14 protein-coding genes are annotated in these 11861 nt (G+C 68.0%); 8 read left to right on the top strand and 6 right to left on the bottom strand.

The annotated features are described in order from the left end of the window. Positions 1-301 precede the first annotated feature (301 nt). A complete protein-coding gene (locus tag NMN56_RS38540) occupies positions 302-1300 on the top strand; it encodes a sterol desaturase family protein (protein WP_274044602.1) in 999 nt (332 codons plus the stop codon). Between the two features lie 27 nt (positions 1301-1327). Here NMN56_RS38540 and NMN56_RS38535 read toward each other — a convergent pair whose 3' ends face one another. Further along, positions 1328-2854: a S8 family peptidase gene (locus NMN56_RS38535; protein WP_274044601.1), complete on the bottom strand. Its 1527-nt coding sequence runs from the start codon at positions 2852-2854 to the stop codon at positions 1328-1330. 244 nt (positions 2855-3098) lie between these two features. On the opposite strand from NMN56_RS38535, the gene NMN56_RS38530 reads away from it, so the two are divergent. The 3 genes from NMN56_RS38530 (at position 3099) to moaA (ending at position 6281) form a co-directional block, all read left to right on the top strand. Continuing rightward, positions 3099-3494, top strand: coding sequence for a DUF485 domain-containing protein (locus NMN56_RS38530; RefSeq protein ID WP_274044600.1), 396 nt, complete (start codon positions 3099-3101; stop codon positions 3492-3494). Continuing rightward, positions 3491-5137, top strand: a complete 1647-nt coding sequence (locus tag NMN56_RS38525; RefSeq protein WP_274044599.1) for a solute symporter family protein — start codon at positions 3491-3493, stop codon at positions 5135-5137. Before NMN56_RS38530 ends, NMN56_RS38525 begins: the two co-directional genes overlap by 4 nt. A 154-nt stretch (positions 5138-5291) precedes the next feature. Beyond that, the gene (gene moaA / locus NMN56_RS38520) at positions 5292-6281 is read left to right on the top strand and encodes a GTP 3',8-cyclase MoaA (protein WP_274044790.1); all 990 of its coding nucleotides are present in this window, start codon (positions 5292-5294) and stop codon (positions 6279-6281) included. On the opposite strand, the gene NMN56_RS38515 is transcribed toward moaA, so the two are convergent. The 5 genes from NMN56_RS38515 to NMN56_RS38495 form a co-directional block, all read right to left on the bottom strand. After that, complete coding sequence (locus NMN56_RS38515) at positions 6264-6533, bottom strand: hypothetical protein (RefSeq protein ID WP_274044598.1); 270 nt, start codon at positions 6531-6533, stop codon at positions 6264-6266. The two genes, moaA and NMN56_RS38515, sit on opposite strands and share 18 nt — an antisense overlap. A 208-nt stretch (positions 6534-6741) precedes the next feature. Beyond that, positions 6742-7098, bottom strand: a complete 357-nt coding sequence (locus NMN56_RS38510; RefSeq protein ID WP_274044789.1) for a DUF3099 domain-containing protein — start codon at positions 7096-7098, stop codon at positions 6742-6744. 245 nt (positions 7099-7343) lie between these two features. After that, entirely contained in the window at positions 7344-8759 is a 1416-nt protein-coding gene (gene tyrS / locus NMN56_RS38505) for a tyrosine--tRNA ligase (protein ID WP_274044597.1), read from the bottom strand. A gap of 280 nt (positions 8760-9039) precedes the next feature. Continuing rightward, positions 9040-9261, bottom strand: a complete 222-nt coding sequence (locus tag NMN56_RS38500) for a DUF397 domain-containing protein (RefSeq protein WP_274044596.1) — start codon at positions 9259-9261, stop codon at positions 9040-9042. Then, complete coding sequence (locus NMN56_RS38495; RefSeq protein ID WP_274044595.1) at positions 9258-10124, bottom strand: helix-turn-helix domain-containing protein; 867 nt, start codon at positions 10122-10124, stop codon at positions 9258-9260. Before NMN56_RS38495 ends, NMN56_RS38500 begins: the two co-directional genes overlap by 4 nt. A 156-nt stretch (positions 10125-10280) precedes the next feature. On the opposite strand from NMN56_RS38495, the gene NMN56_RS38490 reads away from it, so the two are divergent. The 4 genes from NMN56_RS38490 to NMN56_RS38475 all read left to right on the top strand — a co-directional run bounded on the left by NMN56_RS38490 (position 10281) and on the right by NMN56_RS38475 (position 11804). Then, positions 10281-10775 carry an ATP-binding protein gene (locus NMN56_RS38490; protein WP_274044594.1) on the top strand — a complete coding sequence of 165 codons (495 nt, stop codon included), beginning with the start codon at positions 10281-10283 and terminating at the stop codon, positions 10773-10775. Positions 10776-10859: 84 nt separating this feature from the next. Then, the gene (locus tag NMN56_RS38485; RefSeq protein ID WP_274044593.1) at positions 10860-11078 is read left to right on the top strand and encodes a hypothetical protein; all 219 of its coding nucleotides are present in this window, start codon (positions 10860-10862) and stop codon (positions 11076-11078) included. A 52-nt stretch (positions 11079-11130) separates the two neighbouring features. Further along, complete coding sequence (locus NMN56_RS38480) at positions 11131-11415, top strand: type II toxin-antitoxin system Phd/YefM family antitoxin (RefSeq protein ID WP_274044592.1); 285 nt, start codon at positions 11131-11133, stop codon at positions 11413-11415. Beyond that, a complete protein-coding gene (locus NMN56_RS38475) occupies positions 11412-11804 on the top strand; it encodes a type II toxin-antitoxin system VapC family toxin (protein ID WP_274044591.1) in 393 nt (130 codons plus the stop codon). The genes NMN56_RS38480 and NMN56_RS38475 overlap by 4 nt, the downstream gene beginning before the upstream one ends. Positions 11805-11861: the final 57 nt, after the last annotated feature.

The raw sequence follows: 11861 nt of genomic DNA, 5'->3' as shown, positions 1-11861 counted from the left end.
CGGATACGGGCGGGGGAGTCCAGAGGGGGCGGAGCCCCTTTTGGCGGGGGGATTGCCGGGTGGGGGTCCCCCCGGACGGAGTCTGGGGGAGGAGCCCCCCGACGCCCGGCCGGCGAGGCCAACGGGGGACAGGGGGCGAAGCCCCCATAGTGAACGGAAACTGGCTTCAAATCACAGGAACAACAACAGGGGGCACGGGGCGCAGCCCCGAAGAGGGAAGGGGGACAGCGGGGCGAGGCCCTGGATACCCGGCGGTAACCACATCTAGCGCAGGCCCGCGAAGGGCAACTACGTTGCTGACATGCCGTCTAGCCTGCCAGACGTAGTGCTCTGGTCGATCCCCGCCTTCATACTGCTCACCCTCGTCGAGATGGTGAGCTACAGGCTGCGCCCCGACGACGATTCCGCGGGGTACGAGACCAAGGACGCCGCGACCAGCATCGCGATGGGTCTCGGGAGCCTCGTGTTCGACGCGCTGTGGAAGATACCGATCGTCGCGCTGTACGCGGCCGTCTACGAACTGACACCACTGCGCGTACCGATCCTGTGGTGGACCCTTCCACTGATGCTGCTCGCGCAGGATTTCTTCTACTACTGGTCGCACAGAGGGCACCACGTCATCCGCGTCCTGTGGGCGTGCCACGTGGTGCACCATTCGAGCAAGAAGTTCAACTTCACGACCGCGCTGCGCCAGCCGTGGACGACCTGGACCGTGTGGCCGTTCTACGTGCCGATGATCGCGCTCGGCGTGCACCCGGCGGCGCTCGCTTTCTGTTCCTCGGCGAACCTGGTCTATCAGTTCTGGATCCACACCGAACGGATCGGAAAACTGCCGCGGCCCATCGAGTTCGTCTTCAACACGCCCTCGCACCACAGGGTTCACCACGCATCGCAGGGCGACTATCTCGACCGTAACTTTGGCGGGATTCTGATCGTCTGGGACCGGATGTTCGGCTCGTTCGTTCCGGAGACGGAGCCGTGCGTCTTCGGACTCACCAAGAACATCGGCACGTTCAACCCGCTGCGCGTTGCCACGCACGAGTACGCGTCGATCGCGCGGGACCTCCGCGCCGCCGAGGACTGGCGCGAGCGCGCGGGCCGCGTCTTCAGGGGCCCGGGCTGGAAGCCGGAGCGCCTGGCGGGAGCCGTACGCGGGGAAGCCGTACGCGGGGAAGCGGCGCAGGGGGAGCGGGCGGAAGTCCCGCGGGCCGCCCGCCCGGAACACGCGGCCCGCCCGGAACACGCGGAAGGGGCCGAGCCGCCTGCGCGGTCCGGCCCCTCCCTCAGCTCAACTCCGTGACACGGGTGTCCGTGTCACGGAGCGACGTCACTTGGTGACGGCGGCGAGCGCGTCCACGATGCCGTGGCCGTTGAAGCTGTTGTTGCCCTTCACGCCCGTGCACTTGGCGGCGTAGGTGCCCTTGCCGTCAGGGTCGTAGTTGTCGGGGCACGGCGTGGTCTGCGCCTGCGCCTTCAGGCGCCAGGCGATCTCCTGTGCCGTGGCCTTGGGGTGGTTGCTCTTGATGAGCGCTGCGACGCCGGCGACCTGCGGGCCGGCCATCGAGGTGCCCTGGAGGTAGGCGTAGTCGCCGCCCGGCATGGTGGACAGGACGCCACCGTCCTTGGCGGGCTCGTCCGGGGTCTGGTACCTGCGGTCACCGCCGGGGGCCGTGACGTCGATCTGGTTCAGACCGTAGTTGGAGAAGTAGGACTTCAGGTTCTCAGGGCCCGTGGAGGCGACGGAGGTCGCACCCGGGAGCATCGTCGGCACGTCCGGGCAGGCCGCGGGGTTGATGGTGCGCTTGACCGGCGTCGTGTCGTTCGGGCTCGTCTGGTCGACGATCGAGGACGACGCGTGGTCCTGCGAGGAGTTGCCCGCGGAGGCGACCGTGGTGACGCCCTTGCGCTCGGCGTACTTCACCGCACGGCCGACCGCGTCAGCTATGGCCTTCTGGTCGACCTGGTCGTCGCAGTTGTAGAGCCACGGGTCGGTGTAATAGCTGTTGTTGGTGACGTCGACGCCGTGGTCGGCCGCGTAGACCATCGCGCAGACGACGGCCTCGCTGTAGAAGAGCGAGGTGTCGGGCTCGCTCACCTTGATGGAGGAGACCTTCACGCCCGGTGCGGCACCCGCGACACCCACGCCGTTGCGCGGTGCGGCGATGATGCCCGCCACGTGCGTGCCGTGGTAGTCCTCGTCGGCGTTGTACGGGCGCCAGGCGCCCCTCGAGGTGTCGGCCTTGCCGCCGACGCAGTTCGCCGACTGCTTCGCCGAGAAGTTGGGCTTCAGGTCCGGGTGCGTGTCGTCCACGCCGGTGTCGATGACGCCGACGGTGACGTTCTTGCTGCCCTCATCGATCTTCGCGGCCTTGTCGGCCTTGATGGCCCGCTTGTCCCACTGGAGGGACTCCAGCGGCTCCTCGCCCTTGGCCTGTGCCTTGGCGATCTTCGCGGCCTTGGGCTCGTTGACGAAGACGGGCTTGCCCACCTCTGTGGTGGTCGCGGCCTTGAGCGGTGCGGTGCGGGTGGCACCCGCCGAATCCACTCCCCTGACCGCGCGGAGCGTCTCGCCGAACTCCGGGTTCGCGGAGTGTGCGACGATCACGCCTATTTTCTTGTACGCGCTGACGACTTTGCCGTCAGCCTTGCGTATCTCGTTCTTGACCCGTTTGACGGTACCGGGGTCGGTTTCGGTGTTGACGACGTAGCTGAGCTTCTCACCGGCCTTCGTCTTGGGTGCCGGCGAGTCCTGAGCGTTCGCCGCCGCGGCACCGGCAAGGCCGAGTGACGCGGTCAGAACCAGCCCCAGCGGCACTGCCAAAGCGCGCCGCCGTCTGGAAGGTCTTGAATCCATGGGGTCTCCATGTCGTCTGAACTTGTCCACAGACGACGGAAGTTATCTCTGTGAGGCAGGAAACTGCAATGGATTGATGGAGAAAGTCCGAAGGGTGTGCACCGGGAGGACAAGTATTCCGGGATTCAACTGCCGACCCCTGTTGTCGCGCCTGGCGACGATCTACGATGCGCGCACCGTAGGGCCGGGGAGACCTCCGTCACATCTGCGCTCCCCTCACCATCCCGTTCCGTCTGGAGACACTGTGGACACCGCCCCAGAGCACGCGAGTTCCGGCCCGCCGGGTCCCCGGGACTACACGGACGTGCAGCAGAGCGCCGAGTTCGGTGAACTGCGGCGCAGCTACCGCTCGTTCGTCTTCCCGCTCACCGTCGCGTTCATCGTCTGGTACCTGCTCTATGTGCTGCTCTCGAACTACGCGGGCGGGTTCATGGAGATGCAGGTCGTCGGGCACATCAACGTCGCCCTCGTCTTCGGGCTCGCGCAGTTCCTGAGCACCTTCCTCATCGCGTGGTGGTACTCGCGCTTCGCTGCCCTGAAGCTCGACCCGAAGGCCGAGGCGCTCAAGACCCGCCTTGAGGGCGAGAACAGCCGCAGGCAGGGCACGGACAGCACCGGCAGCGAGGAGCGCGACGCATGAGCCTCACCCATCAGCTCGCTGCGCCGGCGACCCAGTTGGCGGCCGAAGGCGCCACCCAGCACCGGCCGTTGATCATCTCGCTGTTCGCCGTCTTCGTCGTCGCGACGCTCGCGATCACCATCTGGGCGGGACGCAGAACCAAGGACGCCACCGACTACTACGCCGGCGGGCGGTCCTTCACCGGGTTCCAGAACGGGCTCGCCATCTCCGGTGACTACATGTCGGCCGCGTCCTTCCTGGGCATCGCGGGTGCCATCGCGCTCGCCGGATACGACGGATTCCTCTACTCCATCGGCTTCCTGGTCGCCTGGCTGGTCGCCCTGCTCCTGGTCGCCGAGCCGCTGCGCAACTCCGGCCGCTACACCATGGGCGACGTGCTCGCGTACCGCATGCGGCAGCGCCCCGTGCGTACGGCCGCCGGTGTCTCCACCATCGTCGTCTCGATCTTCTACCTGCTGGCCCAGATGGTCGGAGCCGGTGCGCTCGTCGCGCTGCTGCTCGGTATCACGGGCGAGGCGGGCAAGAACCTGATCGTGGTCTTCGTCGGCATCGTGATGATCCTCTACGTGACCATCGGCGGGATGAAGGGCACCACCTGGGTCCAGATGATCAAGGCGTGTCTGCTCATCGGCGGCACCCTGGTCATCACCGTCCTGGTGTTCCACAAGTTCAACTACAACCTCTCCTCGCTACTCGGCGCCGCGGCCGAGAACAGCGGGAAGGGCAAGTCGTTCCTGGAGCCCGGGCTCAAGTACGGCGTGTCCACCACCTCGAAGATCGACTTCATCTCGCTGGGCATCGCGCTCGTGCTCGGCACTGCCGGACTGCCGCACATCCTGATCCGCTTCTACACCGTGCCGACCGCCAAGGCGGCCCGGAAGTCGGTCAACTGGGCCATCGGCATCATCGGTGTCTTCTACCTGATGACGATCGCGCTCGGCTTCGGCGCCGCTGCCCTGCTCAGCTCGAAGACCATCACCGACTCCAACGCGGCGGGCAACACAGCGGCCCCGCTGCTCGCCCAGGCGATCGGCGGCGGCCCCGACTCGGCCGGAGGCGCCTTCCTGCTGGCGATGATCTCCGCTGTCGCCTTCGCCACCATCCTCGCCGTCGTCGCGGGGCTCACCCTCGCCGCCTCGTCGTCCTTCGCGCACGACCTGTACGCCAACGTCATCCGCAGGGGCAAGGCGACGGAGAAGGAGGAGGTCAAGGCCGCGCGCGTATCGGCCATCATCATCGGCGGCGTGGCCATCGGCCTGGGCATCTTCGCGGGCAAGCTGAACGTCGCGGGACTCGTGGCGCTGGCCTTCGCCGTGGCCGCGTCGGCGAACCTGCCCACGCTCCTGTACAGCCTGTTCTGGAAGCGGTTCACCACCGGCGGCGCCCTGTGGTCCATCTACGGAGGGCTCATCTCCTCCGTGCTGCTGGTCTTCTTCTCGCCGGTCGTCACCGGCAAGGAGACCTCGATGTTCCCCGACGTCGACTTCGCGTGGTTCCCGCTGGAGAACCCGGGCCTCATCTCCATCCCGCTGGGCTTCCTGCTGGGCTGGATCGGCTCGCTCGTCTCCAAGGACGAGGGCGCGGGCGGCAAGAAGTACGCCGAGCTGGAGGTCCGGTCCATGACCGGAACGGGAGCGCACTGACGCACCCCGACGACCCTCCCGCAACACACCCGCCGCCCCTGCGGAGCCATCGGCTCCGCAGGGGCGGCCACGGTGTGACCTTGCCGAACTGTCGGATGTCAGTGGCGTGGCCTACGCTTCGAAGCAGATCACGCAACTGGGAGGGGCCGTCAGCATGCTGCTCGACACCTATGGCCGGGTCGCCACAGACCTGCGCGTTTCGCTGACCGACCGCTGCAACCTGCGCTGCACGTACTGCATGCCGGAGGAGGGCCTCCAGTGGCTGGCCAAACCGGAGCTGCTCACCGACGACGAGATTGTCAGGCTGGTGCGGATCGCGGTGACCGAGCTGGGCGTCACCGAGGTCCGCTTCACCGGAGGTGAGCCCCTGCTGCGGCCGGGCCTGACCGGTATCGTCGCCCGCTGCGCCGAGCTGGAGCCGCGCCCGAGGATGTCGCTCACCACGAACGGCATCGGCCTGGAGCGCACGGCAGCGGCGCTGCGGGACGCGGGACTCGACAGGGTCAACGTCTCGCTGGACACGCTCAGCGCCGAGACGTTCCAGCGGATGACGCGCCGCAAGCGCCACGCCGACGTGCTGCGCGGCCTCGCCGCCGCGCGCGAGGCGGGCCTGACGCCCGTGAAGGTCAACGCGGTCCTGATGCCGGGGTTCAACGACCAGGAGGCGCCCGATCTGCTCGCCTGGGCCCTCGAAGAGGACTACGAACTGCGCTTCATCGAGCAGATGCCGCTCGACGCGCAGCACGGCTGGCAGCGCGACGGCATGATCACGGCGGGGGACATCCTCCAGTCGCTGCGCACCCGCTTCACGCTCACGGCCGAGGGCGAGGACGAGCGCGGTTCGGCGCCGGCCGAGCGCTGGCTGGTCGACGGCGGCCCGCAGCGCGTGGGCGTCATCGCCTCGGTCACCCGCCCCTTCTGCCGCGCGTGCGACCGTACGAGGCTGACGGCCGACGGGCAGGTGCGCACCTGCCTGTTCGCGACGGAGGAGTCGGACCTGCGCGGTGCGATGCGTGCGGGGGCCGAGGACGCCGAGATCGCCGACAGCTGGCGCAAGGCGATGTGGGGCAAGAAGGCCGGCGCCGGGATCGACGACCCGTCCTTCGTGCAGCCTCAGCGGCCGATGTCAGCCATCGGAGGCTGACTCCCACTCGGCGAGCGGCACGGTGTCCTTGAGGAAGCCGCGCATGTTCAGGAAGTTGGACAGGTACTCGCGGTGCTCCTCGCAGGCGAGCCAGGTCTTGCGGCGGTCCGGGGTGTGCAGCTTCGGGTTGTTCCAGGCCAGCACCCACACGGCGGGGGCACGGCAGCCCTTGGCCGAGCAGATCGGTGCTTCGGCGGGCGGATCGGTGGGGGAGCGGGGGCCCTCGTCGGAGGGCGAGGCTGAGGAGATCATTCCTCCATCATCCAACAGCCCCCGGGCGCCACATGACGCGGACATTAAACGACGCCGGGCAGCCACGGGGGGAGCCGCCCGGCGTCGGTCCATCGCTCCGACGGGGGATGCGGAGCGCATCTGAAGTATGGCATGCGCGACCCTGCGCAGTGCACCGGAACCGCATGATTGATCTGAGCTTTTCTTGAGCTTTGTGCGAAGACCCAGATCAACTGCGGTCGCTGGAAGGCTCGTTAGGGACGTTCCGGGTCGCTTCCCCGGCTGCTTCCGCCGTGTCCAGCGCGGGACGCGGGGGGCCGGGGAGCACCGTCGACGGCAGCGAAGGCGCGTTCTCGCGGCCCGCGTTGGCGATCACCACGGCGACGTACGGAAGGAGCGCACCGAGCACCAGCGTCACAATGGCCAGCGGGCGCTCCACATTCCACAACACCACGGTCAGCAGGAACGCGAGCGTGCGGATCAGCATGGAGATGACATAGCGGCGCTGTCTGCCCCGCACATCCTCCTGGAGACCCTGCCGGGCTCCGGTGATCCGGAAAACCTCCGACTGCCCCTGCTTCCGCATCACGTTCCACCACCTGCTCCGTGTGCCGTTCCGCGTGGACCCGTACACGAGGACCCGGCCTTCACCACCGTACGCCCCGACTGCGCCGCCTTCGAGACCGGGGCGCCACCCGGAGGGGACCACACGGCCTACGCCCGGCACGGCTCCTGGGAGTCCGCCGCCGGGCGTAGGCCACGCGAAATCGCCGGGTGCGGGCCGGGCGGAAAAGCCGCGAGGCGGCACTCGGTGAGGCGTGGGGCGGGGCCTCAGATGCCGCGGATCTCCGCGACCTTGCGGCCCGCCTTCAGGTACACGGTGCCGGCGTCCCCCGCCTCGGCCGCCACCTTCTCGCGGACGACCTCGGCGAGCGGGCGCAGCGCCTCGGCCTCCGGGAGCAGCACGGTGACCTGTTCCCCGCCCTCGCGTTCGATGATGAGGCGCAGCCCGTTCTGCTTGGCGATCCTGCGGGCGGCCGAAGCGCTCGGAGTGAACTCCAGCACCTTGGTCAGCACGGCTGCGATGCCCTCCTCGCCGTGCTCGGCGGCGTCGACGGAAGGCAGCGTCTCCACGTCCGAGAAGGACTTCTTGGAGAACTGCGCCACGAATCCGGCGCGCGCCGCCATCGCGGCCTCGGTGCCGTGCAGTGCGGCGACGACCTCGCCCGCGAGGATCTTCTTCAGGTCCATCGGGTGCAGCGAACCGGCCTCGACGCGGGCCGTGGCGGCCTCGATCTCGGCGTCCGTCCACTCGGTCCACGCGCGCAGGTAGGGCACCATCAGCCGGTCGGGGATCGACATGATCTTGCCGAAGACTTCCTCGGAGCTGCTGGACAGACCGACGTAATTCCCCTTGGACTTGGACATCTTGGCGCCCGAGCCGTCGGTGCCCTCGACCAGCGGCATGGTGACGACGAGCTGCGGCTGCTGCCCGTACGCCTCCATCACCCTGCGCCCCATCTGGAGGTTGAGCAGCTGGTCCATGCCCCCGATCTCCACGTCGCAGGCCAGCTCGGCGGAGTCCAGGGCCTGGGCGATCGGGTAGAGCAGCTCGGACATCGTCAGCCCCGAGCCCTCCGACAGGCGGTTACGGAAGTCGTCGCGCTGGAGCAGCGAGGAGACCGGCACCTGCGTGAGCAGGCTCAGCAGCTGCGGCAGCGTGAACGGCGCGAGCCACTGGCTGTTGTTGACGAAGCGGACCTTCTCGAAGTCGAAGAAGGGCCGGACCTGTTCCTGGTAGCCGGACAGGTTCCTGGCGATGTCCTCCTCGGTGAGCGGCGGGCGCTCCGCCGTACGGCCCGAGGGGTCGCCGATCCCGGCCGTGAAGTCACCGATGATCAGCGTGACGTCGTGGCCCATGCGCTGGAAGCGGCTCAGGATGATCACAGGGACCGCGTGGCCCAGGTGCACATCGGCGGCCGTCGGGTCGATGCCCAGCTTGATGTGCAGGCCCTTGCCTTCGGCAGCGCGCTCCTCGATGCGCTCGGCGAGCTTCTCCTCCGAGGGCAGCAGGTCGACCGTACGCGCCCCGATCAGCGCGGCCTGCTCCTTGGCCGGGAGATCGCTCAGGTCCAGATAGCGCCGCGACCCCGTCTCCGCGAGCAGCCGCTCGACGGTCTTGTCGGAGGAGAGGTCCTGTGCCAGCAGGTCGCTGGCGCGCTGTACGGAGTCGCCGAGGCGTGTCACGTCACTGTCCTGGGTGGAGTGGTCGGGAAATGGTCCCTGGATTCTATGCCCGACCACGGTGGCCGGGGCCCCGGCTTCCCCCGAGACCCGCTGGTGGGCGCAGTGAGGTCATCGGCTGGACGGTGTGAGAGCGGCCCGAACCTGTCCGGACGGTCGCCGACGACGGCGCTGAGGAGCGGGTCAACCCGTACTCGATCAGATGGAGGCGACTACCGGCACGGTGGCCGTCCGCTCTCGCCTCGTTGCGGGAGCGGACGGCCGCCGGTCGTTCATGGGCGGGTCAGAGCTCGCCCTCGATCACACCGGCACGGAATGCCGCCCACTCGCTCGCGGTGAAGCGGAGGGGTGCGCGCTCGGGGTTCTTCGAGTCGCGGACCGCCCGTCCGCCCTCGGGGAGCTCGGCGACCTCTACGCAGTCATGCTCCGCACCACTGGCTGACGACTTGCGCCAACGAGCGCCGGACAGGTCGTGGGCGTACAGGTCCGCCTTGGGATGATTCACTTTCTGAGGCCCTCTTCCAACTCGGTGATGCGTACGACCGAATCCTCTACGGACAGGGCCGCCGCTCGGATTCGCTCGTACGCTCTCACGAACGGAGCTGCGTCTTCCCCCTCAACGTAGGTTGCTCCGCTCGCGTTCTCCAGGTGCACGAGGTCCGGCATCGGCTGCGAGAACCTGGCCAGGCCGAAGCCACCCTCCAGGCCGGGGTGCGCGGTTGAGCCCAGCGGCATGATCTGAATCGTCACGTTGGGCATCTCCGAAGCGTCCAACAGGCGCCGTAGCTGCTCCCGCATCGTGTGCGGACGAGCCGGGAAACGCTGGTGCAAGGCTGCCTCGTGGATGATGGCCCAGAGTTCCAGCGGGTTACCGGGGCGGGTGAGAACGGACTGCCGTGCGATCCGGACCTCCGCCAGTGCGGCAACTTCCTCCGGGCTCCGAGTCGTTGTGATCCCGGCGATGGTTTCCCGCGCGTAGGCAGCCGTTTGCAGGAGGCCCGGCACGAGGAGCGGTGTCCATACGCAGACTTGCGTCGCGTCGGACTCCAGGGAGATGTAGTCCGCGTAGCTTGGCAGCACGATTCCCGAGTAGGTCTGCCACCAGCCTTTCTTGTTCGCGTCCTTCCGCAGACCCTCCAGGGCGGCTCGGATGCCGGGGTCGGACACCTTGTAGACCGTGAGGAGTTCGGCGAGATCGTTCGGGCGGATGGCCTGTGTGGCAGTTTCGATCTTCGAGAGCTTCGGGCCCTTCCAGCCCATGGCCTCGGCTGCGTCGTCCAGGGTGAGGCCGACGTCATTGCGGAGCTTGCGGAGCGTCGAGCCCAAACGGCGGCGTCGAATCGTGGGAGCCAGAGGGGAATTTGGCATGCGCGCAGTCTGGCACTTCGGTTCCCGGTAGCAAGTAACCCGTGAGGGTGAATGTTCTCCGAGTTGGGTAGAAAACTTGCTATTCCTCGATGCGGTCCGCCAGGCTCAAGGCAGTCAGGAACACAGGAGTTGGTCGCCGCCAATCGTGGAGTCCACATGACCCTCGCCCCCGCCAACACCCCAACCGCCGCCCTCGGCTGGTACTTCGCTCACACTCCCGCCGGCTTCGTGCTGCACATGAGCGCGTCGCCCCGCAATCTCCGTGCCGTCCGGGCGCAGACGACCGCCACGTTGCGGGAAGCGAGCGTGGGGACCGAAATCCAGGCCAACGCGCAGCTCGTCCTCTCCGAGCTGTACACCAACGCGCTCCGCGCCGGGGGCGATTACGTGCCGCTGGTCGCCGAGGTGGAGGTGGCAGCACAGGGCGTCCACCTCCGGCTGCACGACCCTCGGGGAGACCAGTTCCCGCACCGGACGGGCGTCCGGCTCGACGATCCCGAGGCTGAATCCGGCCGGGGGCTCCCGCTGATGGACCTCCTCGCGCCGGGGTGGGCCGTCACCCGTACACCCGTGGGGAAGCAGGTCCGTTGTCTGGTCGGCGAATTGTGTGGGGCCCAACTCCTCGCGCCTGTCGGGTCGCTGAACCGCTGAACCGTCGATCACTGCTGAGCTGCTCGGGCTCGCCGCGCGCCTTGAGGGGATCAGCGCGTCTCTCCCGGGGGCGCCCTGTACCAGATGCTTGCCTACTGCCTCCGACTCGGTGTCCCGGACGGACACCTGATCTACGCCGCGGGCGGCACGCTCCCGGTGGAGATCCCCGTGGAGGGGAAACGGGTGCGGCTGCACCGGCACCTTCTCGACCCGGCGCTGCCCGTCCCTGATCTGCGCGACCGGATCGGGGAACTGGCGGATGTGATGCTGCGGACGCGTGAGACGAGCCGCTCTGCGATGTAGGTACAATGCCCTTAGTATAGGAACAATGTAGCGGTGGAAGGTGGCGAACCCGGTGAGCACGATCTCGGTCCGAGAGTTCTCCTACAACCCCAGTGCCGTCTTCGCGCGGGTCGAAAAAGGCGAAGCGGTCCAGGTGACACGGCACGGCAATGTCATCGCCATACTGCTGCCCGGTTCTGGTGCTTCCGAGCGGTATGCGCCGCTGGTGGCCCGGGGACAGATCCGTCTCAAGGCCGCGACCGTCTCCGACCTTGCCCGGTTGCCCTGGCTGGAACTGCCCGAGGACGCGGACCCCCTCGGGGCGCTGCTCGCTGAGCGGGAGGAAGACCCCCGGTGATCTACCTGGACTCGTCGGCAATCGTCACCCTGATCTCCGGTCGTCAGTATGTGCCCGAACTGAGGGAGTACCTCGCAGCTCAACCCGCCGTCCCCATGGCCACCAGCACGCTGGGATTCGTGGAGACGGTGCGGACCCTCGACCGGTTCGGCAGTTACCCCACGCTGATGCAGGATCTGGTCGCGGACTTCACGGAGATCCTGCTCACGGACGAGGTGCGGGACGCTGCCGCGCTACTGCCCTGCGGGGTGCGGACACTGGACGCTGTTCATGTGGCCAGCGCTCAGCTCGTTGGAGAGGCTCTGGACGCGCTTGTCACGTACGACAAGCGGATGCTGGAGGTGGCCCGGTCCGTCGGACTTCCCGCCGAGGCGCCCGGGTTCCCCTGATTCGGCATTGGCGAGCCCTTTGCCGGGCGGAGCGGATGGCCCGTGAACCCCTGCTGG

Source organism: Streptomyces iconiensis, from assembly GCF_028657195.3.
In the GTDB taxonomy this organism is placed as follows: domain Bacteria; phylum Actinomycetota; class Actinomycetes; order Streptomycetales; family Streptomycetaceae; genus Streptomyces; species Streptomyces iconiensis.
The sequence above is the reverse complement of the archived record's forward strand: the minus strand, read 5'-3'. Positions and strand labels throughout refer to the sequence as shown.